This window comes from Archangium gephyra (assembly GCF_049060025.1).
Lineage (GTDB): Bacteria > Myxococcota > Myxococcia > Myxococcales > Myxococcaceae > Archangium > Archangium gephyra_A.
In genome coordinates, this window is record NZ_JBMEQQ010000002.1 from 10,095,144 (window position 1) to 10,120,916 (window position 25,773).

A 25,773-nucleotide genomic window follows, 5' to 3' on the forward strand; every position below is an offset into this window, starting at 1 on the left:
TGCATCGCACCGTCATCATGCTCGCGGGACTGCTCGCCGCGCTCCTCGTGGGCGTCCCCGCGGCCGCCGCCGACAATGGCCTCACCGTGCTCGCGGCGCCTCCCGCTTCCAACGGGCGGATGCGGCTCCAGGTCGAGGTCACCGATCCCTCCCTCCAGAAGGAGCTTCCGGTCGTCGGGGGCCTCGCCGGATCGCTTCCGCGTCGCCGTGGAGCAGGCCGGTGCGGAGGTGAAGGCGGTGGCCCGGATGGCCGACTCCTCCAAGGAGCGCCGCTACACCGTCCTGGCCTTCGATCAGTCCAAGTCGTTCGCCGCGTACTGGCCCCAGGCCTTCGACCTCGCGGAGGCGTATGCGGACGAGCTCGGCGCCCGGTCCCGCAACCACACCGTGGCGGTGATGACGTTCGGGAAGAGCAAGTCCACCCACTGCGAGGAGACCACCGCCGCCGGGCTCCGGGCGTGTCTGGCGCGAGTCGAGGCGCGGGGCACGGACCAGCTCGTCACCCGGCTCAAGTTCTACATCCAGCAGGCGGTGCGCGAGGCCGCGCGCAAGCAGCCGCTCCCGCGTGGTGGCTCGCGCGAGGTCATCGTCTTCACCGATGCCGGCGAGGAGTCGGCCGCGCTCAAGGTGAAGGAGCTCGCCCGCGAGGCGCGCGATCGGGGCGTGCGTGTCCACGTGATCGTCTTCAGTGGCCAGAGCGCGGGCAAGGGCATCGCGCAGCGGCTCGATGAGATGTCCCAGCTCGCCGAGGGCTCGGGAGGCCGCTACATCCAGGAGGGGGACGTCGATGCCCGGCAGGCCGTCATGGGGCTCGTGGGGGCGCTGGAGCACCTCTACTGGCTGGATGTGGCCTTCTGTGGCGTGAAGCCGGGGCAGACCTCGGATCGGCTCTCCGTCGATGCCTTCGTGGGCCAGACCCCCACCGCCTGGAGCGACCCGATCGCCTTCCGGCAGAGGGCCGAGGGCCCCGCGACCGCCGCCTGTCCGGGCTCGGTCGTCATGGGGGCCTCCCAGGCGCAGTCTGGCACGGGAGCCCGGCCCGGCACTCCCGGCTCCACGGCCCAACCGGGAGCCACGCCGGGCGCTGGTTCCCCGGCTCAGCCGGGCACGGCGGCTGGCAGCCCCGGGACGGCGACGCAGCCCGGAGGCACTCCGGCGACTCCTGGGGCGGCGACGCAGCCCGGTGGCGCCATGGGGACTCCCGGTGGCACGGCGCAGCCCGGTGGTGGACCGGGCGCTCCTGGTGCGAGTGGCCCGGCGGGTGCTCCCGGCGCGGGTGCGGCCCCGGGTGGGTTGCCCTGGTGGCTGCTGGCCCTCCTCATCGGCCTGGGTCTGCTGCTGTTGATCGCCCTGATGGTGTTCCTGTCCCGGCGCCGCTCGGAGCCGGCCGCTCCGGCCGTGAATCCCTCGCCGCCCGTGGCCGCGCAGCCCGCCGCTCCACCTCCCGCGGCCGAGCCACCTCCCGCGCAGCCCGAGCTTCCTCCGGCCGCTCCCGCGGTGTGGAAGGATCCCTTCGCCACGCTGCCGGAGACGCGGCTGGTGGTGAGCAAGGGGCCTCCCGGACTCGAGCCGTTCTACCGGGTGCACAAGTCCACGTTCACCATCGGCGCCCGGCAGGGCGAGATGGACCTCGCTGTCGACCTGCCCCAGCTCAGCGGCCACCACGTGACCGTGCAGCTCTTCAAGGGGGGCAACGTCTTCGTCAAGGACGAGCACTCCACCAACGGCACCTTCGTGGACGGGCGCCGCCTGAATCCGGGCGAGCGCGTCCAGGTGCGGCCCGGCCAGAGCATCCGCCTGTCGCAACAGCTCGAGCTCACCCTGGTGCAGCCCGGGCTCCAGCCCGCAGAGCCTTCCGCGGGGGTGCCCATCGCCGCGGCGCCGCCCTCGGCCCCCGCCGACCCCCAACCGTCCGCCGAAGCCCCTCGGGCGAAGGCGAGAACCCTCTACGCACCCGCGAGGGGAGATGACGAATGAGCCTCCCGCTCTACATCCACGGGAGTTCCGACGTCGGGCGCCAGCGCGCGCAGAACGAGGACTCCTTCCGCGTCGCCGCTCAGCCGGACGGCTCCCGCCTGCTCGTCGTCTGTGACGGCATGGGCGGCCACGAGGCCGGTGAGGTGGCCAGCCAGGTGGCCAGCGATCGCCTCGTCGAGGTGCTCACCGCCAGCGCGGCCGACAACCCGCCTGCCGCCATCTACCAGGCGTTCGTCGAGGCCAACCAGGCGGTGCTCGATGCCGTGGTCACCCGGGGCGCGCCGGGCATGGGCACCACGGGCGTCATCGCCTGGGTGATGAGCTCGCGTTGCTACGTGGGCTGGGTGGGCGACAGCCGCCTCTACCAGTTCCGCGACGGAGGGCTGATCGACCGCACGCGAGACCACACGCGCGTCGCGCAGATGATCACCCACGGCATCCTCACGGCCGAGGAGGCGCGGAATCATCCCGACTCGCACGTGCTCGTGCAGGCGCTGGGGGGCAGCCCGGGCGTGCAGAAGAGCTTCAAGCCCGAGGTGTGGGCGGAGCCGCTGGAGCTGCGCTCCGGCGACGTGGTGCTGCTGTGCAGCGACGGGCTGTACGACTTCATCGAGGACCACGAGCTGTATCCGCTCATCGAGGGGCGCGACTACCAGGACGCGGTGACGCGGCTCATCCAGACGGCCAACGAGCGCGGTGGAGCCGACAACATCACGGTCATCCTGCTCGTGGCGGGACAGCCCGAGGTGCCGCGCAGGGTGAAGGGCCCCCAGGTCGCACGGCGGGAGACGCTCCCGGATGGCATGCCGATGCTCGCGCCCGAGCCCGCCCCCGCGGTGCGGGCCGAGCCGGTTCCCGAGCCACGCAGGAGGGAGCTCGCCGCTCCAGTGGTTCCAGCGGCTCCGGCCGCGGCCGTGTCAGCGGGGAGCTCCGGGCGCCGGGTGCCGCTGTGGTGGCTGCTCGCGACGGGCATCCTGACCATGGGCGTGGGCATTGCCCTGGGGCTGGGGGCGGCCAGCACACCGTCGCCGCCAGCGCCCGTTCAGGGCTCCTCCCCCGGGGTGGAGACCGATGGTGGAACGGAGCAGGACGCGGGCGTCGCTCAGTCCGGACCGCCCACGGGGATGGGGACGCCGCACACCCCAGGACCGGCTCCGTCCGCTGATCCCCGTGTCACGGAATCCGGAGGGAAGTGATGCTCCGCGTGCTCGCGGCGCTGTTCGCCCTCGTGCCGCTCCTGTGGGCTGTGCCCGCCGGGGCACAGGCCGGGGTGACCTACTGTGTCGGAGGGTACGAGGGGACTCCGCCGAACTTCGTCGCCGCGTGTGACCAGCCGGCCGTGCGCGCATTGCACGCCCAATGGCACTTCCACGCATGGCTCACCAACGGACAGGATTGCTTCGCCTGCTACGACGAGAACGACAACACCTGCATCACGACGTTCCTCGCGCGCAATCGGGACACCTGGCAGCGGACGAATGAATACGAATGCGCGCGGCTCTACGGGGAGAGACACAGCGCCGGCCTCGTGATGGAGCACGTCATCAATGGCGAGCACGTCACGCCCTCCGCGGTGCCCCCGCGGATGCAGCTCGAGGCCCGGGTGGAGCGCATCTCCCCTGGCCCCTATACCGCCGGGGACAAGGTGACCGTGGTGGGCGCGGTCCGCGATGAGGCCGGGGCGCTGCGCCGCATCCTCGGAGGGACCTTCCGCGTCACCGACGCGAGCGGACAGCGCACCGAGCACAAGGGCACCGTGCAGCCGGACGGCACCGTGTCGGCCGGGTTCTCGCTCCCGCCCTCCGACTCCGTGCGCATCGAGTTCCTCCCCGAGGCGCCGCCGCTCGGCGAGAACGAGACGCTCCGGGCAGCGGCCTCCGAGGCCCAGAAGCTGAAGGTGGAGGTCTGTGGCTTCCGGGCGCGCGTGGTGCAGCCCACCGAGCACGAGGCGCTCGTGGCGGGACAGTCCACCGCGCTGCTCGCCCGGCTCTTCGATGCGGCGGGACAGGTGCCGGTGGTCTCGCCGCCGGCGGGCCTCTCGCTGGAGTTCACCGTGCAGGTGGAAGGGGAGAAGCCGCGGGTGCTCCGCGCGGACAGTGCGCTCGCCGCCACGTGGATTCCGCCCGCGTCCCCCAAGCCGCGCGAGGTGCGGCTCAGCGCGGGCGGGCGCGTGGGCGAGCGCGTGGTGTGCCCCGCGGGAGAGGTCTCCGCCACGGTGAGCGATCTGGGGCTCGGCTTCGACACCTCGGAGCTGCCACGCACCTGCTACATCGGGCTTCCCTGCCAGGGCACGGTGCGGCTCCTCCGCCCGGAGCCGGGAACGGGCCGCCAGCAGGTGGACGCACTGCTCGCGGACCCCCAGGTGGAGGCCCGCATGGTGGACACGGGCGAGGAGCGTTACCGGGGGCCGCCCCGGGCGGATGACCGGTATACGTTCTCAGCCACCTACGGCGAGCCCGGGAACGTGAGCTGGTCCATCGTGTTCCAGACGCCGAAAGGGCCCGTGGCCATGCCCGCGCACGAGGTGCGGGTGCGTCCCCCGTTGAAGCTGGAGCTGCCGGCGGAGCTGGACTTCGGCACCGTCGCGGCGGGCACCTCCGTGACGAAGGCCTGCCAGAAGCTCGACTTCAGCGGCTCGCAGAGCGCGGAGGAGCACCGCTGGGAGCTGCGCACCGAGGGGCTTGGCGGCTGCCAGTCCCGCCCGGTGCTCCATTTCCTCAACGCGCTGGGACAGGCGGACGCGCGCGGGCTGGAGCCCTCGTTGGGCATCGAGGCGTTGGATCCGAAGGACCGGCGGCTCGACATCTGCCTGGAGGTGCCGCGCTGCGCCGGGGAGGTGTCACCGGACTCGGCCGTGCTGCGCGTGGTGCCGCTCACCCCCGAGTTCAAGGCGCAGGAGAAGACGGTGCGCCTGCGCTGGAAGGTCGAGGGGCGGGGCTTCCTCGGCTGCCATGGCGCCTGGGTGTGGCCCACGCTGGCGCTGCTCGGCTTCGGTGTGGTGATCGCCGGTTTCACCCAGCCCGCGCGCTTCCCGCCCGGTGCGGCCCTCCGCGTGGCCGGGAGCGAGCGAGGCATGCGCCAGTCCGCCGCCATCCTCCTGCAGGCGTGTCCTGGCAGCAGCCCCGGCTTCTACCGTGACGCGCGGCTGGGCCTGCATGGGGACGGCGAGGTGAACGGCCGGACCCGGAACGCGGTCCTCATCCTGCGCGCCACCCGGGGCGCTGGAGTGGTGCTGACGGGCCTCGGTCCCCTGGAGCAGCAGGACCGCCGCACCCTCAAGTGGGAGCCGGTGGCGGACCTGGCCCAGGGCCATGTTCCTTCTCCCTCGGTGCTGTACCGGGCCGGGGGCACGTACTTCAAGGTGGAGCTCTAGATGACGCTCGCGCAACTCGTCCTGCCCCTGCTCCTCTCCGGAGCGGCGGGCGGGGGCAACGAGATCGTCCTCATTCTCGACAACTCCTGCTCCATGGGCGTCGAGTCCCGGGACGACAATGGCCGCCGGTATCCGCCCAACGACCCCGAGCGCGCCGCGGTGCTCGGGACGCTCATCGTCGAGGGACTGGCGAGAGGCTCGGCCGACCGTGTCGAGGTGCTGGCCTTCGGGGACAGCGAGAGGGATCCGCCCCGTCCCGCCCGGGACGCGGACGCCATCCGTGCGCTGCCCTATGCGCAGGGCACCTTCTTCAAGCGCCCGCTGGAGGAGGCGGGGAACCGGTTGCGGAGCTCGACGCTGCCGAACCGGCTGTTCCTCTTCTTCACGGATGGTGTCCCGCAGGACTTGAAGGACCCGGCCGAGGGCCCCCGGACATTGGGTGTTTCGGAGGGGGCGGATTTCGAGACGCTGGTCATCGGGCTCTTTGGAAGTGACGAGATGCGCGAGACGGGCGAGCAATTCCTGAAGCCGCTGGCGCGCAATCCGCAGGATCTGGTCTTCGTGCAGAAGCCGCGCGAGGTGATCGAAGCCTTCACCCGGGGCTATGCCCGCGTGTTGGGCTCGCGGCCGGAGACGGGCTCGCTGTCACCCGGCGAGTCGAAGACATTCGAGGTGGGCAAGTACGTGGTGGAGGTGCTGGTGGCCACGGCGTCGGCCTCGCCCGGGCCCGCGTACACCGCGAAGCTGGAGGGCCCCCAGGGCAACGTTCCGGTCCAGGCCTCGGGGGACAATGGGTGTCCACCCGGCGTGCGCTACGGGGGCGCGCCGAAGCTGTGCCAGCCGCCGCACCGCCACTACCAGGTGTTCCGCGCGCCCAACTCGCCGGACCAGCCCAGCCGCTGGACGCTGTCATTGCCGAAGGGCTCGGGTGACATCGATTACGGGCTCATCCTTCGTTACGATCTCGAGGCCTCGCTGGCGGTGCCGGCAACGGCCCGGGTGGGCGAGCAGGTGCGGCTCGACGCGCGGCTGCTCTTCCGGGGGAAGACGTTCGATGACGAGACCTTTTTCCAGGCGGACGGCTTCGCGGCCGTGGCGACGCTCGATGGCCAGGAGGTGCCGCTGCGCCATGAGGGGGGAGGGCGCTTCGTGGCGGACTGGACGCCCGCGCGGCTATCGCAGGATGGCGCGCCCACGCCCGTGCAGGTGACGTTCCGCAACGCGTGGATGGAGCAGCGCGCGCGCCGGAACGTGCAGGTGGAGGGCTTCCTCGACCTCGCCCTGGTACCGAATCCGGCTTCGATCGACTTCGGCCAGTGGCGGGGTGAGCGCTCCGAGACGCGCCGGTGCGTCACGGTGGACCTGTCCCGTTCCACCAACGCGGACCGGGTGCCCATCCAATGCACCGCACAGGGGACGGTGGAGGAGGGCCTGCTGAGCTGTGGTCCCGTCGCGGGCTCGGAGGCGGACCTGGGCAATGGCCGCAAGGGACAGCCGCTCCAGTATGAAGTCTGCTTCGTTGCCGAGGGATGCTGTGGCCGGCTGGCTCCGTCAGGACTTGGGGTGCTCTTCTCCGCGGAGCATCCGCATTACGCCGCCTCGGCCGTGACGGTGCCGGCGGTCGTGAAGGTAGACGAGACGGGCTGGCTGCGCTGCTGGTGGCCCTGGCTCACCCTGGCGGCGGGGATGCTTGGCTTTGGCTGGATCGTCGCGGGCTTCGTCCGGCCGCATGATTTCGATCCAGCAGCGAGTGTCTACGTGGCGGGCTCGGAGATGGGGCTCAAGCGGGCCTCGGCGCTCACGTTGCGCGAGACGCCCGGGGGGACGCGAGGCTTCTACCGCAACGCCCGGATGTGCCTGAACGCGGGGGGAGACTTCGTGCGCTCTCCACGTGCGGCGGTGCTCGTCCTGGAGGCGGGGCCGGGAGGCTCCACGCGCTTCGTCACTGCTGGGGGCCTCGAGCGCAAGGTGCAGCGCACCGGGAAGTGGGAGCCCGTGCCGGTCGAGGAGCTGGCCATCGGGTACACGCCCAACACGGTGTACCGGGTGGGCAGTCTGTATTTGAAGTGGAGCTGATTCTGTACGCACGGCTGCGCCCCAACGTGGATGTGGTTGTACCGGCAATACCCGTGAGCGATACACGCAATGCATCTGATGCGAGGCCACCCGCCACTGCGGCGCCTCGTATCCCGAGCCGTCAACTCGGCGTGGTCATACTGGCTCTGGCAGTGGTCGTGCTCCTCGAAGGGTGCGCCATGGGCCCTCCGCGCGAGAGCCTCACGAGTGGCTTCGGGCTCCATTCGCGATTCACCTCGTCCCGTGACAACTCCGGACCCCGGCAGCCCGCGGCCACTCCTCCGCCCGGAGATGCGGAGGGAGCCGCGTGCGGCTTCCCCGAGCAGACGGCGGACCCCTTCCAGGTGGTGCAGGAGGCCAGCGGCCTCGGGGAAGAGGCCCGGCACCCGGCGGGCGCGGCGCTCTACCTGGAGCAGGCGCGCCAACTCCTGCGGCAACTGGTGAAGACGCCCGTGACACAGCGGAGCTTCGCCCCGCGCCGGGCGCTGTTCTGGCTGCTGCGCGAGGTGCTCGAGGGCGGCGAGCGTGTGGAATACGCCGATTTGCAGTGGCGTGCCGAGCGCTTCGGGTTCGTGGTGCTGGTGCGCCCGGACGGCTACCTGGTGGCAGCGCTCGATGGGACGCCGCTTCATCGCCTGGGTCCACTGGAGCTGGTGGAGGGGGAGTGGAGGGTAGGCCGCCTCGTGGTGGGCGGCTTCTACGTCTCGCACGGGGGGGTCTTCTACCCGGCCACGGAGGCCCTGCGGCGCGCGGACAGCCCGCCCCTGGCGGAACTGGGCCTGGGGAGGGACCCGCTCAACGCCGCGCTCGACGGGGCCCAGGACGCCATGGCGGAGATGGTAATGGCCCTGGCTCACTCCATCCTCCACCCCATCCGCACGCTGGAGGACCTGGGGCAACTGCCCACCACGGTGGCGCACCTCATCGCATCCTCACCCGAATACTTCGCGCGTTACGGTGCCATGTCCCGGGAGGATCAGATACGCGAGGCGGCACGCCTGTCCACGCACGTTCTCATGCTGCTCGGAGGGGCGAAAGCCACGGTGGGGCGCATGGGGGGGCTGGAGGCTGCGCTGCCGGTGCTGTCGCTCACGGCCGAGGGCGAGCTGGTGCTGGGCAGGGCCGTGATGGGGGCAGGCACGACGGCTACGGTGGGCATGGACCTGGGCGCCCTCTCCATCCTTCACATGGCGGTGAGCGGCCAGGGAAACACCGGCGGCGCGAGTGGCAAGGCGGGGACGTCCACCCAGACAGCTTCAGCGCGCGGTCCCGGCAAGTGGACGTACAAGAAGCCCACCACCGAGTCCAAGCAGGCCCTCGATTACCAGGAGCAGATCACGGGGCGTCCCGCCTGGTATGTGTACATGGTGGGCGTGGTGGAGTTCGACGGCTTCAACGGCAAGGCCCTGCTGGAAGCCAAGGGGGGAAGCTACAAGCACTTCCTCACGAAGGACGGTACGGCCCAGTCCTGGTTCGAGGCTGGAAAGGGTTTCAAGGGACTGGTGGAACAGGCGAGGCGGCAGTCGAAAGCAGCAGAGACGCTGAATCTGCCGGTGGTGTGGTACGTGGCCGAGGCGGAATTCGCGAGCTTCCTTCAAAAACTCTTCGAGAAGAACGGCTGGGGCAACATCACCGTCCACCCTCAGCCAGCAGCACGGTAGAGAAAGGGGCACGCATGCAGGAGGACTATTACCTGGGGGCGTACTGGGGCCCGCGCAAGGAGACGGCCCTGGAGTGTGCCCGGCGCGCGGAGCTCTTCTTCCACATGCTGGCGCGGTGTGACCCGACGTTCGTCCAGTGGTACCGGGGCGGACGTGGCGCCCCCCGCGAGCTGCCTGGTCACCCTGTCCGCCCCGTGGCAACCGAGTGGGAGCAGTTGTTCCTTCGCGGCATGAACCGCGGGGACGCCGATAGAAAGGTCATCGAGGACCTCGGGTTCAGCGAGTACGTGTGGAATGCGAAGAGGGGACGGACTCGCGTCGAACTCCACTGCGGTGAGTACTCGCCCTTTGGCGAGGGAAACACCTGCCTCATTCTTCCTCCCGACGAGGGCCCGGAGCGGGAGCGGATATTGGCCGCCCCGGTGCTGGCCGAGGTGCTCACCAGTGTGGCCACCGCGTGGGACCCTGACTTCGCCATGGTGAGCTCAATCGAAATGGTGCGCCTCGTCCAGAAGCGGAAGAAAGAGGTGCGCGTGGGCTGGCTGACGTACCTGTCGCGCCGCCTGGGCTCCCTGCCGCCTCTGCCCGCCCCCGTGCGCATCGAGCCGGTGGGGACGTTGGGCTGGCTCCTCGTGCTCTCCCTCGAGCCCTTGACGGCGAGCAACCCCGAGCATGTGGCATTCACCGCCCGCGTCCGCGAGTTGCTGGACAGGGCGGGCCTCATCGAACGGCCGATGCCTGAGCCAGCCGGCGGGTGAAACGAGGCCGGGCATGAGGTCTTCCAAGGTGTGAAGCGCGGGCACACCACGAGTGCCCCTCCGCACCCGACGCGACGTGCTATATCGGGCACGTACTCTCTACATGCAGTGGAGATGCCGCGGAGGGGGATGTCTTGGGGCTGCTCGCGACGGAGAAGTTCAACCCCACGTTGTTCGTGGGGCTCGGTGGTAACGGCGGGAAGATCGTCCAGTTGCTCGCCGGCCGGTTGCGCCGTCATCCCAACTGGGAGCGCATCAAGTCGATGACCCATTTCGTGGGCATCGACACCAACAAGGATGACCTCGACAAGCTCAAGGACATCCCGGTGGAGAACCGCTTCCTCATCTCCGCCTTCGACGCGCGCGCCTACATCGAGCGCAAGCGCGGTCAGCGCGAGCTCCAGGAGGACAAGCTCGTCACCCAGTGGGTCCCCTCCACCTATCAGTTCCGCTCCACCCAGGGCGCCGGTGCCGGGCAGATCCGCATGGAGAGCCGCCTGCGCCTCTACTACAACCTCGAGGAGGATCGGCGCGGCATCCGCAAGGCCCTCCAGAAGCTGCTCGACGAGTCCACCCGCCGCGAGAACCCCTGGCGCGACAACGAGAACCGCGTCGTCCGCGTCATGCTCTACGGCTCGGTGGCCGGCGGCACCGGCTCGGGCGGCTTCCTGCCCATGGCCTACCTGCTGCGGCGCATGGTGCTCGACGCGGGCTGGGGCCGCCCCAGCGTCACGGGCGTGCTCACCCTGCCCACCGCCTTCCTCGACAAGGTGAAGCCCCAGCTCCACCCGGACATCCTCGCCAACGGCTACTCCGCCCTCAAGGAGCTGGAGTACCTCAACCGCCAGCTCGACTACGCGGGCGGCTCCAGCGAAATCGAGTTCCACTACGACCCGGGCAGCCAGGACCGCGACCGCCAGGTCGTCGGCGAGCGCCCCTTCACGCTCACCTACCTCATCGACCGGCCCGACCAGCTCTCCATCGAGAAGTACGAGAACGCGGTGGCCGACGCCTGCTACCTGCAGATCTTCTCGCCGCTGCTCGGCGCGCAGGCCGGTGAGTACGACAACTACGAGAAGCACCAGAAGAAGCTCGCCCTGGGCCACTTCTCCGTGCACTACGGCTCGTTCGGCACCGCGCTGCTGCAACTGCCCCGCCGCGACCTCCTCAAGTACGCGGGCCTGCGCTACGTGGCGAGCGCCTTCCGGCAGTTCCTCTGCTTCGGCGCGGACCACCCGGACTTCCAGGTGCCCTACGGTGACCCCGCCTTCCAGCGCCTGGAGCCCAACGAGAAGAACCGCCGCATCGACGAGAAGTTCAAGGGCTACGTGGCCTTCCGCGCCTCCGACGAGGAGCGCCGCGACGAGAAGGGCCAGTTCTACGGAATCCAGCAGCAGATCGGGAAGGGCGGGAAGAACCTGGCCGAGGCCTTCCGCGAGAAGCTGGAGGCCATCTTCGGCAGGCTGGACGAGCAGATCGACATCCCGGACGTGGAGAAGCAGTCCATCAACCCGGGCAACCCGTCGCTGAGCCGGGCCATCGCGGTGCTGCGGCGGGCCAAGGACGAGTCGCGCGCCCGCGTGTGCGGCGAGTACCTCGAGGCCCAGCGCGGCGATGTGCGCACCGGCCGCTTCTTCGAGTCCTTCTTCAAGGAGTACGAGGTCAACCCCATCGCCCAGCGGCTCTTCCTCGTGCGCCTGCTGGAGCAGTCCTTCGTCGTCCCCTTCAAGGACCCGGAGGAGGGCGCCTACCTCAAGGCCGAGGGCACGCCGCCCGACCTCGACAGCCCGGAGCTGCGCCAGGAGATCGCCCGGCTCGACTCGGAGATGACGAAGCAGGCACAGCCCGGCTTCTTCCAGAGCATCACGGACCGGGACAACAAGGCCTTCGCCGCCGCCAAGCTGCGCGCGGTGGCCAAGGTGGAGAGCTGGGCCAACGAGTTCCGCGACGAGATCAAGCGCTTCTTCTGGAAGTCCTTCGAGAGCGAGCTGCGCAAGGACGCCGAGGCCCGGCTGGAGTCCTTCCGCAAGGTGGCCCAGGTGGCCGACGAGCGCGCCCGTGACGCCGAGTCCCAGGCCGAGCGCTTCCGCAAGGACCCGGCCTCGGTGGACGCGGGCTCGGACGTGGCCCAGTACTACCTGGACGCCGAGGTGCTCCGCGACGACCGGCGCCGCGAGCGGCTGTGGAAGGAGTTCTACAGCCACAAGCTCGACAGCGACGCCCACTTCCGCGTGGCCGACATCTTCGACTCCGTCACCGAGGCCTTCACCCCGGTGCGCGATCCGAGTGGCCAGCTCCGCGCCCGCGACGCCAACGAGATCGTCCAGCACGTGCGCGGCAAGCTGGAGACCCAGGCCCTGCAGGTCTACGGCCGGGTGATGGAGGAGATGGGGCTCGACCTGGCCTCGGGGTTGGAATTGGAGCAGCGCTACATCGCCCTGCACAAGGCCGGGAAGGACCTGGAGGAGCTGCGCCGCAAGGGCAAGCTGGAGGACGAGCTGCGCGCCGTGTCCGCCACCGAGGTGCGCCGCGGCATCGAGGACCGGCTCAAGCGCCTGTCCGACGAGTGCGTGCTGCTGGCCCACATCGATGCCACGCGCCGCGATGACCCCACGGTGACGCCCGCGGACGTCTTCTACGCCGGCCTGCACGACAAGTACGCCAGTGACGAGGAGGGCTCTCTCTGGAGCGTCCTCAAGGGCGTGGTGTCCGGCACCAACCGCGTGGCGGGCTGGGAGGAGCGCGACTCGCTGGTGCTCTACCGCGCGCTGCTCGGCGTCCCCGTGTACTGGTTCAAGAACGTCCAGTCCGAGCTGTACTCGGGCTACAAGCGCGTGCGCGACGACAAGAACCGCACCTACCCGCTGCACATCGAGGCGGTGTGGGAGTCCTCGCCGGGCCTGCCGGACCTGGACCCCGTGGAGCTCAAGCGCGCCGAGGAGCGCCGCACCGTCGAGCGCTCCGCCCAGGCCACCCGTGAGGCCCGCGAGTCCCGCCTGCGCGCCTTCACCCTGTGCGCCCTGTTCGGCGGCATCTCGCGCGACGACGAGGGCTACCACTGGAGCTTCGCCGGCACGAAGAACAAGCTGGCGCCGGATCGGGTGCGTGCCTTCGACGCCTTCGAGGCCTTGGACCCCGTCCTCCGCGGAGACCTGGAGAAGAACGCCCACGACTCGTGGGTGACCGCGACGGCCGAGCGGCCCGCGCGCGCCAGGCTGCTGGAGGAGGTGCAGGCCCATCAGCGCCGCCTCACCGAGGCCTATGCTCGCGCCGTCTCCGAGCAGAAGGATGCCGAGCGCCGCTTCCTCCAGGACGAGCGCAACGTGGTGGAGGCGCTCGCCGCCGAGCTGAGGAGCTAGCTTGGACGCCGCCGTCTCGTACCCCACCGTCCTGCTCGGACTGGGGCGCTTCGGCCACGAGGTCATCGGCCGCACGCTCCAGTCCCTGGAGGCCTCTTCGCCCCTGCTGGGCGTGCTGCGCTGCGAGCCCTCGGGCGTGGCCGCCGGGCTCCAGCCCCTGCTGGAGGAGTTGTTGCGCGCGGGCCGTGGCTCGGGCGAGCGGCGCGACCAGCGGCTGGATGTGATTGCTTTCTGTGCCGCGCTGCAGGGCGGTGACGAGGATCTGCTCACCGCGTGCGAGCAGGCCGCGCGGCTGTTGGCCGAGGGTTACGGGACCATGTTCCCGCCGGACCGGCCGCCGGAGCAGCGCACCGCCACGTTGCACCTCGTGGTGCAGGTGCCGGCGCTGTCCAGCCCCCGGGCTTCCGTCGTCTTCGCGCGGCTGGCCGCCCTGGAGAACTGGGCCCGCGCCCGTCCCGTGTTCCCCCTGCTGGCCCGCATCTGGGTCGTGTCCCAGCAGACCGCCGCCGGTACCCTCACCTCCGAGGAGATGGTGTCCACCTGCGCCTCCTTCGCGCTCGGCATGGTGGCCTCGGGGCTGCGCACCGAGGACGAGGTGTCCCGCCGCCTGGCCCACCCCTCCCGCGATGAGGGCCTGGTGAGCTTCGTCTCGCTGGCCTCGGTGGAGCTGCCCGAGTCGCGCCTGGGCACCTATGCCGCCGCCCGGGCCGCGTATGACGGGCTCGGCGTGCTGGTGGAGCGCGTGCAGCAGCCCGGCACCGATGCCACCCTGGCCATGGGCGCCGTGTCCGCGCTCCAGCAGGACCGCTGGCTGGCCCCCTTCGTCGAGGGACAGGCCGCGCAGCTCTCCCGGCGCCTCGCCGCCGAGCTGTCCCGCTCTCCCGTGGATCTGCCCGCGGAGATCCGCGTGGGCCCGCTCGACACGCCCGAGGAGATCCGCGCCAACCACTCCGGGCTCTTCAAACCGGCTTCGGTGGAGACCTCGCCCACCACCGTGGACCAGGCCCGCACCGATGAGACCTTCCGCGCACTCGACCGCGCCGAGGCCGAGGTGGCCACCTCGGTGGAGCAGGGCATCCAGGCGGTGTTCGACGCCTCGCTCGGGCCCTCGTCGGGCCTGTCCCAGCTTCCTTCCGTCGAGCAGGGGCTCAAGCGCGTCATCGCGCAGCTCCACGACGAGCAGGCCCAGGAGGAGTCCGCCCTGCGGAGGTTGGACCCCGCACAACCGGCGGGCCCTCCGGTGGACCCGCACCGCGAGGAGCTGGAGCGGGCTCTGCTGGAGCTGCCCTCGAAACGGATGGCGCTGGCGGCCGCGGCGGCGCTCGCGCTGGCCGTGCTGCTGGGGGTCTCCTTCGGCACGCTGGCCGTGATGACTCCGGCCGCGCTCCCGGGCGGCGCCTCGCCCTCGAGTCCCGTGCTCTCGACGACGGCTCCCCCGGCCACCCAGGGCTTCGACTGGCGCGAGGCCCTGCCGTGGATTCTCGGAGTGCTCGCCGCGGCGGGTGCCGGGGGCGGGTGGCTCTACTTCGTCGGCAACCACACCCGGAAGGAAGTGCGCCGCGTGCTGAAGCTCCGGCGTGACGCGCTGGAGTCGCTGGTCAGCCGGGGCGGGGGAGGGCGGCGCGCGAAGCAGGCGGAGCTGCAGTTGGTGGTGCGCCGCAAACGCGCCCGTCGCGGTGCCATCCTCGCCCTGGAGAACGCCGTGGCCCGGCTGCAGGCCGTCCGCCACGCGCTGCTGGAGGCGAGGGATCGCAAGCGTCAGGAGTTGCTGGCGCTCGGGGTGACTCCGGCCGCCGAGGCCCGGTTGGACGACCTGGGGCCGTTGCTCGGCGCGGGCGGGCTGCTCCATGGCTCGCTCGTGCCTCCGGAGGTCATCAGCCGGTGGGTTGCCTCCCGGCGGGAGATCTCCGAGGACCGCGTCTGGGCGGATCGTCTCCTGGAAGGCGCCTGGCCCGAGGGCGGGCTGCTCGAGGACGTGCCGTGTGGCGACCCCGCGCGCATCGACGAGCTGAGCCGGCGTCAGGTGCAGCCGATGGCCCAGCGCAGTGTGATGGATGATCAGGAGGCGGGCCAGCAGGCCGCGGACGTGCTGCGTGACTTCGGAGCGCGGATGGGAGCGGTGCTCGCTCCGCCGTGCCAGCCGCTGAACCCGCATGGGGACCCGGTGCTCGGTGTCCGTCCCGGCGAGGGCTTCGTCATCGCTCCGTCCGCGGGGCGCGACACGCTCGATGCCGGCCTCCGGGACATGCCCACGCGGCTGCACATCCTCTGGTCTCCCTCCAAGGCCGCGCGCGTCATCTTCCTGCGCACCTGGGAGGGCTTCTCCGTGGAAGAGATGTCCCGGGGGGCTCGCGCCACCCCGCAGCCCGTGGTGGTTCCGCGAGGTGCGCGATGACGCTGCAACTCCCGCATCTGTCGCAGCAACTGACGACGATCCTCTACCTGCTCGTCTGGGTGCTGTTGCTCGGCACGCCCGTGGTGGCGTGGGCCCTGGCGGCGCTCCTGGTGGGCCCCGGTCCCAACTCGCGCTGGCGCCGCGCCGCCCTTCCCGTGGGCAAGGCCGTCCTCGTCACCCTGGCCCTGGTGCTCCTCACCCGGCTGGTGGAGGCCGCCAGTGCCTCCATGCAGGGCGGACCGCTCGGCTGGCTCCATGCGCTCACGGCGTTGCCCCAGAGCACCACTCCGGGCGTGCCCCAGGTGAAGTTCACCTGGTTCCCCCTGGACGCCGTCCTGCTGCTGGCCCTGCCCCATGCCGTGGCCTTCCTCCTCGCGACGGCGGTGTTCGCCTTCCAGGAGTCGGGCCACAAGAGCCTCGCGTCCTTCCGTGTGCCGCTCGCGGACCCGCTGGCGCTCGTCCTGGTGGTGGTGCCGGTGCTGGCCCTCATCGCCGTGGATGCGCCGTGGCGGCAGGACAAGCCCCGCATGCTGCTCGACCTCGCCGCCGTGCTGCCCATGCTGTGCGTGGCGCTCGCGGTGTGGACACGCTCCGAGCGCCTCGCGCCTCCGCCCGCCAAGGAGGAGGCTCCCCAGCCCCAGACGCCCGCTCCGCTGCGCGCGGACGTCCCGGGCATGTGGCGGAAGCTGGGAGCCCTCGAGGCCCAGGCGCGCCCGCTGCTCGCGACGCAGGGCACGGCCACCGCGGACTCCGCTCCCGCCTGGAGCGCCGCCGCGTGGCGGGACTCGGGCGCCACCGGGGCTCCACCTCGGGCGCTGGAGGAGATCGCCACCGCGTGGGGCTCGCCCAACCAGGGCTGGCTGGTGGGGGACCTGCCCGATCCGACGGAGCGCTACTTCCTCACCTCGAGCGTGCTGCTGGCGCTCCAGCGCGAGGGCCTGCCGTGCCTCGTCATCAGCGACGAGCCGGAAGCGCTGCGCGACGCGGTGCTGGAGGCCATCTCGCGCAGTGGCTCGTGGCCCTCGGGGCCGTTGCTGGCCGGCGAGGCGGCGATGCGCGAGGCCTTCGCGGGCAACCGGATGCCGGCCGCCGTCTTCCTGGACGTGGAGCAGCTGTCCGCCGGAGGCATCCGCGCGCTCTCCGAGACGCGGGGCGGCTGTGGCCGGTTGTGGGCCCGCTCGGTGGGGCTGGTGCTGCTCTCGCGCGTGGACCGGGGCACGCCGTTCGCCTCCACGCATCGCATGTTCACCTTGCGGCGGCTGGAGCTGGCGCTGTCGGCGGCCGGGGCGCGCTGGAGCGTGCTGGCCACGGGCGTGGGAGGCGGAGGCACGCGGGGGTTGGTGGAGCAGATGTTCCCCGGCATTTCCGTGCGCGAGGTGCCCTTCACCCCGCGCGCCGCGGCGCCCGTGCGCGTCTGGCGCGTGGTCGAGGGCTTCCGTACCCAGCCCGGGACGCCGTGGGTTCGCCGGGCCCTGGAGCCGGTGGTGGGGGCGAAGCTGCCCGCGGCGGTGGGAGACCCGGGCGGGGCGTTCGATCTCAAGGCCGTGGACTTCTGGGGTGGCGAGCTGCGCTTCGTCCGCGATGTGTCCCTCTTCGGCGTGGCCTCCGTGGGCACGTTGGACGAGGCATGGCTGGTGGCCGCGTACCGGGCGCTCCCGCACCGGGTGCCGCTGGCGGATGGGCAGACGCATGACGCGCTGTGGGGCCTCGCCGACAACCCGGTCACGCGCTTCCTCACGCGGGATGGCAACCTGGACGGGCTGTCACGCAACGGCATGTTGATGCCGCCGCGGGCGCTCGTGGGCTACCACAACGGCGCGCTGGCCACGGCCCACCTCAAGGCCGCCATGCAGGAGGGCTCGCAGGACGTGGAGTCCCTGGCCGCCGTCTTCGGCCGCTCGCGCGTGGAGCAGTTGCTGGGGCCGAAGTTCCGTCCCGAGCGCCACGTGGTGCGGCTGGCCGCGGGCCGCCCGCCCGTGCGCAGCCCCGTCGTCCCCGCCGGTGTCGCGGAGGCCGTCAATCCGCTGCGGCGCACCGTGAGCGAGCAGGTGGTGCGCATCCTCGACGTGCACAGCGGCCAGCTCCTCACCGAGGTGGACCGGCTGATGGCGGAGACGCGCTACTACCCGGGCCGGGTGTTCGCCGTGGGCGATGCGCGCTACGAGGTGCCCCTGCACTCGTTGGACACCAAGCGCAACGAGCTGCGCGTCAAACCGGTGCCCAACGACAGGCCCCTCACCAAGCCGCAGCTCCGCATCCAGTTCGAGTCCGCCACCGTGGTGGAGTCCCCCCAGACGGTGCGCACCGGGCGGTGCGTGTACCAGGTGTGCACCCTGGAGGCGACGGTGGTGGAGAGCGTCACCGGCTACTCGCAGCTCGGGCGGCCGGGCCGGGTGGACGTGGGCGCGGTGAGCTGCCGCTACCGCACCCGGGTGCGCGGCGTCTTCTTCCCCGCGGCCACCACGCCCCAGGTGCTCGTCCACCTGGCGCGCTCGGCGGACGGGGTGCTGGTGGCGCACCTGCTCTCCAATGACGAGGACATGGACGTGGTGCCGGTGGGGCCGGGCATGTTCCCGGAGGCCCCGGCCGGCATCGTCGTGGTGGACCGGCACCTCCAGGGCATGGGCGTGGCCGAGGCGCTGGACCTGGCCCTCATCGACGACACGTTCAAGTGGGTCCGGGCCATCCTGGCCAACTGCAAGTGCCCCAACGGATGCCTCGAGTGCACGCCCCAGGACGTGCTCGCGTCCGGCCCCGACAAGTCGGGCGTGCTCGGGCTGCTGGGATAGGCGGATGCAATCGCCATGGCGGGTGAGCGTATGAGTGGTGACATGAACCTCCTCCAGCCGGGAACGGAGCTGGACGGCCGCTATGAGGTGATCCGGCTGCTCGGGCAGGGCGGCATGGCCGCCGTGTACGAGGTGCGCCACCTCGCGCTGCACAGCACGCACGCCTTGAAGGTGCTCAACGCGGACCTGGCGCGCAACGACGACATCCGCGGGCGCTTCCTCGCCGAGGGCCGCATCCAGGCGCGCTTCCGCCATCCCCACATCGTCCAGGTGACGGAGATCGTCACCACCCCGGTGGCGGGCCTGGTGATGGACTACATCGAGGGCCCCACGCTCGGTGAGTTCTGCCGCGGCCAGGGGCTGGAGCCCCGGGTGCTCCTGGAGGTTTTCCTGCCGGTGCTGGACGCCATGGAGGAGGCCCACAAGCGGGGCGTCGTCCACCGCGACCTCAAGCCGGACAACATCATCATCGGCAAGGACAACCGGGGCCGGCTCCAGCCCATGGTGACGGACTTCGGCATCGCCAAGATGCTGGAGGAGGGCCCGGGCGGCAAGCCGCGTACCCAGGCCGGGGCCCGCATGGGCACGCTGCTGTACATGAGCCCGGAGCAGATCCGCGGGGCCGGTGAGGTGGACGCGCGCACCGACATCTTCGCGCTCGGCGCCATCCTCTACGAGGCCGCCACCGGCCGGGTCGCCTTCCACGCGTCGAGCGACTACGACACGATGAAGAACATCGTGGAGGGGACCTACGAGCCCCCCGAGCGCGTCGTGGGTGGCCTGCACCCCGTCATCGCCGGCTGCATCCGCAAGGCGCTGGCCGTGGACCCCGCCGAGCGCTTCCAGGACTGCGCCTCCTTCCGCGAGGCCCTGGAGAACGCCTTCAACGCCGGTGCGCAGGCGCCCCAGAAGCCGTCCCGCTCCTACGCGGTGACCCAGGTGGAGAACCCTCCGGCTCCGGCGCCCGAGCCGGACGCCTCCGCCTTCGCGCCGACCTACGTGCCGGGGACCGGGCGGTTCCCGAAGGGTGATACCCCGCCGCCCGCTCCGGCGCCCCCGGCTCCCGCGCCGGTGGCCCCTGCCTCCATCCAGCACGCTCCGGTCAACACCGTGCGTGTGAGCCCGAAGGACGTGGCCAGGGCCTCACCGGCGGCGGTGTCCCGCCCCACGGGCTCGCCCGGAGTGGCCGTGGTGCTGAACCTGTTCTGCGTGTCCGGGGGCGGCCAGCTCTACAACGGCCAGACGGCCAAGGGCGTGCTCGGCCTCATCGCGTCCTTCTTCGTGCTCAAGAACATCATCACCGGAGGGGGGCCCGGAGGCGCGTGCCTCTGGCTCACCTGGTACATCGCGTTCATCGTGGACGCGTACCGGATTGCCTCCAAGCTCCAGAGCGGGAAGCGGGTTGGCCCCTGGGAGCTCTTCTAGCTGGAGTAGAGTCGCGCCATGTTGAGCCCGGGGACTGTCATCGAGCGCTATGAGGTGGAGCGCGAGCTGGGCGGCGGCGGCATGGCGCGTGTCTACAAGGTGCGCCACGTGGCCCTGGGCAGCGTCCATGCCCTCAAGGTGCTGGACCCCGAGCTGGTGGGCAACGCGGAGCTGCGCGCCCGTTTCCTGGACGAGGGCCGCATCCAGGCGCGTCTGAGGCACCCGAACATCCTGGTCATCACGGACGTGGTCGTGGCGCCCGGCGTCGCGGGCCTCGTCATGGACTACCTGGAGGGCGAGTCGCTCGACAAGTACCTGGCCAGCGCGCGGCGGCCTCCGGAAGCGGACGAGGTGCGCGACATCTTCCGGCAGGTGCTCGCGGCCATGGAGTTCGCCCACGAGCACGGCGTCATCCACCGGGATCTCAAGCCCTCCAACATCTTCCTGGAGCAGGTGCACGGCCGGCGGGTGGTGCGCGTGCTCGACTTCGGCATCGCCAAGGTGTCCGGCGCCGAGGGCCGGCCGGTGACGCGCACGGGCTCGCGCATGGGCACGCCGCAGTACATGAGCCCGGAGCAGATCCGCTCGGCCGAGGACGTCACCGTCCGCTCGGACATCTTCTCGCTCGGCGTCACCCTCTACGAGCTGGCCACCGCGCAGCCGTGCTTCCAGGACGAGAGCGACTTCACCCTCATGGAGAAGATCACCCGGGCGGAGTTCGTGCCCCCGGAGGTGGTGCACCCGGGCCTCGAGCCGGGACTCCGCGCGGCCATCCTCCGGGCGATGGATGTGGACCCGGAGCGGCGCTTCGCCTCGTGCCGGGAGTTCTCCGCCGCGCTGGGAGCGGAGGCCCCGGCCCCACCTCGGACGGGGACGCCGCTGCGTGTTCCCGTGACACGCATCCCGGTGACGGTCGCGCCGGTGCAGGTGCCGGAAGCTCCCGCCCGGACGCGTCCTCGGGTCGTGGCCGCTCCCGTCGAGGAGGCCGAGCCCGAGCGAGTCCCCGTGCCCGCCGCGCGGGCCGCCCCCGTCACTCCGGTCCCGGCCCCCGCGGTCCAGAAACCCGAGCCCAGGCCCGAGCCCGTCCAGGTGCCCGCCGCCCGTGCGGTGGAGGAGCGCCCGGCTCCGGCCGCACCTGCCCGCCTCGCCGAGCCGAAGCCCGCGGCTCCCATCGAGAAGAAGGCGGCGCCGAAGCTCGCGAAGAAGCCCGCGCCTCCGCCTCCGGAGAAGACCGAGGGGGAGGAGGCGGCTCCACCTCGCGGCAGGCCCTGGCGCTGGGTGCTGCTCTTCGCGCTCGCGGGGCTGTTGGCCTTGTTCGGCCCGGGGCTCGTCGCGATGCTCTTCGGGGGCTCCAGCCCCGCGCCCCAGGAGACGAAGGGGAGCCCTCCGGTGACGCGGCCCGGGGGCCGGACGGGCACCCGGTAGTCCGCTGTCACGCGCCTTGGAGCTCCCTCGCGGTGGCGAGCACCTCGGCCACCACCGTCCGCACGTCCTCCGCCGTGGTGCGGTGGTTCACGAAGCAGGCGCGCAGGGCGAAGCGTCCCGACAGCGTGGCGTTGGAGAGGTAGACGCGGCCGCGTGCATTGAGCCGTGCCATCAGCCGCGTGTTGAAGGCATCGCGCTCGTGCTCGGCCAGGCCCGCGACGTAGCGGAAGCACACCGCGCTCAGCGGCACGGGCGCGAGCAGCTCCAGCGCCGGTTCCGCTCGCACCAGTTCCGCCAGTTGTGTGGCGTTCTCCAGGTCCTTGCGGATGGCCTCCCGGAAGGCGCGCAGCCCGTGGTAGCGCACCGAGAGCCACGGTTTGAGCGCGCGGGCGCGGCGGGAGAAGCTCCAGGGACTCGTCGAAGAAGGCGAAGCCCTCCACGGCGTCCGCGCTCATGGTGCGCACGTAGTCGCCCGAGAAGGAGAAGGCGCGGCGCGCGGCGGTGGCATCCCGGTAGAGCAGCACCCCGCAGTCCACCGGCTGGTAGAGCCACTTGTGCGCGTCCATGGAGAGCGAGTCCGCCAGCGCGAGGCCCTCGAAACGCTCGGGGACGGCCATCGCGGCCAGGGCGCCGAAGGCTCCGTCCACGTGCATCCAGAGCCCATGCCGCCGGGCGATGGCCGCCACCTCCTTCAGCGGATCCACCGCGCCGGTGTTGACGGTGCCCGCGGTGGCGACGATGGCCAGCGGGCGCCGGCCAGCGGACAGGTCCTCGGTGATGGCGCGCTCGAGGGCTTCCGGGCGCATCCGCCACTCCGCGTCCGTGGGGATGAGGCGCAGGTTCCTGCGTCCCAGGCCGAGCAGTGCCAGGGCCTTGGGGATGGACATGTGGACTTCGGTGGAGGCGTACACCACCCCCGAGGGCGAGCCCTCCTCGTTGGCCGGGGCCTTCGCCTCGCGCGCCATCGTCAGACCCATGAGGTTGGCCGAGGAGCCCCCACCCGTGAGGCTCCCGGTGAAGCCGGGGCAGCCCACCGCGGCCGCCAGTCCGCGCACCACCGCACGCTCCATGCTCACCATGGTGGGGGACGAGCGCCACGCGGTGACATTCTGGTTCAGCACGCCCGCCAGGTAGTCCCCGAGCGCGCCCACCGGCTCGCCCGAGCCGAGCACGTAAGCGAGGAAGCGTGCGTTGCCCGCGCGGGCCCCGGCCATCACCGCCCCCAGCGCGTCGAGCGCCCCGTCCTTCAAGCCCTCTTCGGGCAAGCCCTCGGCGAAGAGGGCCTCGGTGTCATGGCCCGTCACGGCAGGGGCGATCGCGCGGGTGTCCAGCTCCGTGAGCCACTGCTCGGCGAGCGTGGAGACGCGGTGGGCCAGGCGCCGGAAGTCGTCGGTCGTCAGCTCGAGCGGATTCATCGGGCGGGCCTCTTATCAGATTGTCCCTCCCACTTTCGTCCCGCGGGTTGCTACCTTCCGGGACCCTTCATCTCCGAGGAGCCGGACCCGTGAACTCCGTCGAGAGCATCATTTCCGAAGTCATCGAGCCCAAGGCGATCGAGGTGGACCGGTACGGGGTTTATCCCCGGGCGAGCATGGACGCGCTGGGCAAGGTGGGCCTGCTGGGGCTGGTCAGCTCCAAGGACGTCGGGGGAAGGGGAGAGGGGCTCCGGGCGGCGGCCGCGCTGGTCGAGCAGGTGGGGATGGCGTGTGGCTCCAGCGGCATGGTGCTGTGCATGCACTTCTGCGGCGCGGCGATCATCGAGCAGCACGGGCCGCGAGACGTCCGCGAGGCCATCGCGGCGGGGCGGCACGTGACGACGCTGGCCCTGTCGGAGGCGGGCTCGCGCAGTCACTTCTGGGCGCCGGTGAGCACCGCCCTGGCCGTGCCCGATGAGGACACCGTGCGGCTGGACGCGGACAAGAGCTGGGCCACCTCCGCGGGCCAGGCCGACAGCTACGTTCTGGTCGAGCAGGCCGGTGGCGGCCAAGGGCATGAGCACGCTCTGGCTGGTGCCGGGCAATGCCCCCGGGCTGTCGTTCCCCGTGGCGTTCGATGGAATGGGCCTGCGGGGCAATTCCTCCAGCCCCATCGTGGCCCGGGATGTGCGGGTGCCCCGCTCGGCGATGCTCGGCGTGGACGGGGGCGGGTTCGACATCATGATGGGCAACGTGCTGCCCCACTTCCACGTGCTGGGCTCGAGCTGCTACCTGGGCGTCATGGAGGCCGCCACGCACAAGGCGGCGGCGCACGTGACGAAGACGCGGCTGCTCCACACCGGGCAGGCCCTGGCCGACCTGGCCACCATCCGGGCCTACCTGGCGCGCATGCGCATGAAGACGGACCTGGTGCGCGGGTTGATCCGCGACACGCTGGACGCCATCGAGTCGAAGCGCGAGGACGCGCAGATGCGGGTGCTCGAGGTGAAGGCCGCCGTGGGCGAGCTGGCCCCCGAGGTGACCGAGCTGGGCATGCGCGTGTGTGGTGGCGCGGCGTATCGCAAGGAGGTGGGCCTCGAGCGGCACTTCCGCGACGCCCGCGCCGTCACTGTCATGTCCCCGACCACGGATCTGCTCTACGACTTCATCGGCAAGGCGATGACGGGCATGCCCCTCTTCGACTGAGACCGGGGTACAGGCCAGGTGGGGTCCTGACGCTTTCCTCCTGCCCCCGGGCGCCTTAGTTTGTCTCGGGGAATACGGGGGAGGGGGACGGATGGTGGGATTGTCGACGGCGCTGCTCGCGACGGTGCTCGCGAGCCTTGCGCCCATGGTTCCGGTGAGCGGGGGAAACGCGCTCACCTTGCCGGCTCAACGCCACGCGGTACGCATCGACACGGGGAACGGGCGGCCGCCTACCTGGTTGCTCACCTTGCAGCAGGAAGGCGCGGAAGGGCGGGGGTTGTCGTTCTTCCGCTCGGATGACGGCGGGCGCACGTTCCGCTTCGCCGCGGCGATCCAACCGGACGCCAGCCACGCGGACCGCGCCGAGGTGCTCGCGGTGGGCCGGGATGTGGCGCTCGTCTACTCGTACGAGGCGCCGAAGCTGGCGGCCTCGCGCAGACACGACGTGTACTTCCAATGGTGGCGCTACCGGCCGGAGACGCACGACTGGGCGCCCCAACCGGCGGTGCGCGTCTTCGATGCCGACGACAGCACGGCCTACTCCCGGGCGCTGCTCGCGCGCGACTCACGGGGCCGGCTGTGGGTACAGGCCTTCCGCCTGGACTCGGATGGCGGCTCCACGGCGGTGCTGTCCGTCTCCACCGATGGGGGCACACGCTTCCAGCGCCAGCCGAACCTGGGCCGGGTGAAGCGCCGGGGCGGTGGGCGGTTGTTGAGCCTCGGCTCGAAGCTCATCTTCGTCTACGCCATGCACGACGGCTTCGAGCCCACGCGCATGCGCATCCGGAACGACGGCGATCCGCTGGGCACCTGGAGCGCCGTGCGCGACGCCTTCTCCGACGGCATCTACCACGGGGCCGCGCTGAGCGCCGTCGCGGACGGCAAGGGCGGCATGCACTTCGTCTACAAGGACGAGTCCGAGCGCCTCTACCACCGCCACTTCAATGGAAACGTGTTCGGCCCGCGCACGTTGCTGGAGGGCTCGCGCGACTGGGCGATGCAGGCGGCCACCACGCGCATCGGCGACACGCTGTACGTCTTCTACAACGTCATGCGCCAGCCCAACGCGAGCTATGAGGTGCATGCCCGGGTGCTGAAGGGCGGACGCTTCAGTGAGCCGGTGGTGGTCGACTCGCGGCGGACCTACAAGGGTTATCCCAACGCCCTGGAGACGTTGCCGGAGGGGACGACCGAGGTGCCCTTCTTCTTCGGAGATGCCCCCAACGCCAACTCGCGTGGGTACGTGGCCCGCGGGGCCCTCGCGGTGCCGGGGAGAGGCGAGGAGCCACCGCCGCAGGAGGACGCGCCGCCGCCCGAGGAGCCGGAGCCCGGGGAGCTCCTCTTCAACGACACCTTCCCGCGCACCTCGTCGAACAGCCTCGGGCACGACTGGAAGTGGAGCGGGCTGTGGCTGACGGATGGCCGGCGCGCGGTGAGCGACCTGGACCACCCGAATGGGGACAACCTCGCCTTCGCGCTGCCCTCGCGCTGTGACGACTGCCAGGTGGAGGCCTGGGTGCATGCCTTCGGCGTGGACGAGGCGGGCGTGGTGCTGCGCGCCGAGGGGGATGAGCGCTATGCGCTCGTGCTGCTGCCCCAGGGCCGCATCCAGCTTCGCCGCTACCGGGACGGGAGCTTCACCGTGCTCGGCGAGGCCCCCGGCGGCCAGGCGTCTTCCTGGGATGCCGTGAGGCTCTCCCTGTCCGTGTCGGGCGCGGGCCCGGTGCGGCTCTCGGCCTCGGTGAACGGGCAGGTCCGCCTCACGGTGACGGACGACGACCCGGCCGCGCTCACCGGGGAGGGCTTCGCGGGACTCGCCACCCCCATCGCCGGGGTCTGGTTCGACGACTTCCTGGTGCGCGCGTTGAGCCCCGCGCCCTAGCCTCCGGCGCAAGTTTCACCGCCGCCCCTTCG

General features: G+C 71.3%; 14 protein-coding genes and 2 pseudogenes. 14 read left to right on the top strand and 2 right to left on the bottom strand.

The window, feature by feature from the left end; genetic code table 11:
• Positions 1-207 precede the first annotated feature (207 nt).
• The 11 genes from ACN28I_RS44110 (at position 208) to ACN28I_RS44160 (ending at position 21,238) form a co-directional block, all read left to right on the top strand.
• Positions 208-1,977, top strand: coding sequence for an FHA domain-containing protein (locus ACN28I_RS44110; RefSeq protein WP_420947872.1), 1,770 nt, complete (start codon positions 208-210; stop codon positions 1,975-1,977).
• The gene (locus ACN28I_RS44115; RefSeq protein WP_420947873.1) at positions 1,974-3,173 is read left to right on the top strand and encodes a protein phosphatase 2C domain-containing protein; all 1,200 of its coding nucleotides are present in this window, start codon (positions 1,974-1,976) and stop codon (positions 3,171-3,173) included. The genes ACN28I_RS44110 and ACN28I_RS44115 overlap by 4 nt, the downstream gene beginning before the upstream one ends.
• A complete protein-coding gene (locus ACN28I_RS44120) occupies positions 3,173-5,350 on the top strand; it encodes a hypothetical protein (protein ID WP_420947874.1) in 2,178 nt (725 codons plus the stop codon). The genes ACN28I_RS44115 and ACN28I_RS44120 overlap by 1 nt, the downstream gene beginning before the upstream one ends.
• Positions 5,351-7,426, top strand: a complete 2,076-nt coding sequence (locus ACN28I_RS44125; RefSeq protein WP_420947875.1) for a hypothetical protein — start codon at positions 5,351-5,353, stop codon at positions 7,424-7,426.
• Between the two features lie 179 nt (positions 7,427-7,605).
• Positions 7,606-9,087: a Tox-REase-5 domain-containing protein gene (locus ACN28I_RS44130; RefSeq protein ID WP_420947876.1), complete on the top strand. Its 1,482-nt coding sequence runs from the start codon at positions 7,606-7,608 to the stop codon at positions 9,085-9,087.
• A 14-nt stretch (positions 9,088-9,101) separates the two neighbouring features.
• Entirely contained in the window at positions 9,102-9,845 is a 744-nt protein-coding gene (locus ACN28I_RS44135; RefSeq protein ID WP_420947877.1) for an Imm52 family immunity protein, read from the top strand.
• Between the two features lie 134 nt (positions 9,846-9,979).
• Complete coding sequence (locus ACN28I_RS44140) at positions 9,980-13,204, top strand: tubulin-like doman-containing protein (RefSeq protein WP_420947878.1); 3,225 nt, start codon at positions 9,980-9,982, stop codon at positions 13,202-13,204.
• A 1-nt stretch (position 13,205) separates the two neighbouring features.
• Positions 13,206-15,599 (top strand): hypothetical protein, encoded by a 2,394-nt coding sequence (locus tag ACN28I_RS44145; protein ID WP_420947879.1) that lies wholly within the window; start codon positions 13,206-13,208, stop codon positions 15,597-15,599.
• On the top strand, positions 15,596-18,388 hold the full coding sequence (locus tag ACN28I_RS44150) for a Zn-binding domain-containing protein (RefSeq protein ID WP_420947880.1): 2,793 nt from the start codon (positions 15,596-15,598) through the stop codon (positions 18,386-18,388). Before ACN28I_RS44145 ends, ACN28I_RS44150 begins: the two co-directional genes overlap by 4 nt.
• Before the next feature lie 42 nt (positions 18,389-18,430).
• Positions 18,431-19,813: a serine/threonine protein kinase gene (locus ACN28I_RS44155; protein WP_420947881.1), complete on the top strand. Its 1,383-nt coding sequence runs from the start codon at positions 18,431-18,433 to the stop codon at positions 19,811-19,813.
• A gap of 18 nt (positions 19,814-19,831) precedes the next feature.
• Entirely contained in the window at positions 19,832-21,238 is a 1,407-nt protein-coding gene (locus tag ACN28I_RS44160; protein ID WP_420947882.1) for a protein kinase domain-containing protein, read from the top strand.
• Positions 21,239-21,245: 7 nt separating this feature from the next.
• Here ACN28I_RS44160 and ACN28I_RS44165 read toward each other — a convergent pair whose 3' ends face one another.
• Both ACN28I_RS44165 and ACN28I_RS44170 read right to left on the bottom strand, forming a co-directional pair.
• A complete protein-coding gene (locus tag ACN28I_RS44165; RefSeq protein ID WP_420947883.1) occupies positions 21,246-21,602 on the bottom strand; it encodes a hypothetical protein in 357 nt (118 codons plus the stop codon).
• A gap of 139 nt (positions 21,603-21,741) precedes the next feature.
• Positions 21,742-22,653 (bottom strand): annotated as a pseudogene (locus tag ACN28I_RS44170) (pyridoxal phosphate-dependent decarboxylase family protein); the annotation flags it as partial.
• Positions 22,654-22,796: 143 nt separating this feature from the next.
• Between ACN28I_RS44170 and ACN28I_RS44175 the strand changes: the two are divergent.
• The 3 genes and pseudogenes from ACN28I_RS44175 to ACN28I_RS44185 all read left to right on the top strand — a co-directional run.
• A pseudogene (locus ACN28I_RS44175) lies at positions 22,797-22,970 on the top strand (acyl-CoA dehydrogenase family protein); the annotation flags it as partial.
• Positions 22,971-23,229: 259 nt separating this feature from the next.
• Positions 23,230-23,859 carry an acyl-CoA dehydrogenase family protein gene (locus tag ACN28I_RS44180; RefSeq protein WP_420947884.1) on the top strand — a complete coding sequence of 210 codons (630 nt, stop codon included), beginning with the start codon at positions 23,230-23,232 and terminating at the stop codon, positions 23,857-23,859.
• A gap of 91 nt (positions 23,860-23,950) precedes the next feature.
• A complete protein-coding gene (locus ACN28I_RS44185; protein ID WP_420947885.1) occupies positions 23,951-25,741 on the top strand; it encodes a hypothetical protein in 1,791 nt (596 codons plus the stop codon).
• The last annotated feature ends 32 nt before the right edge of the window (positions 25,742-25,773 follow it).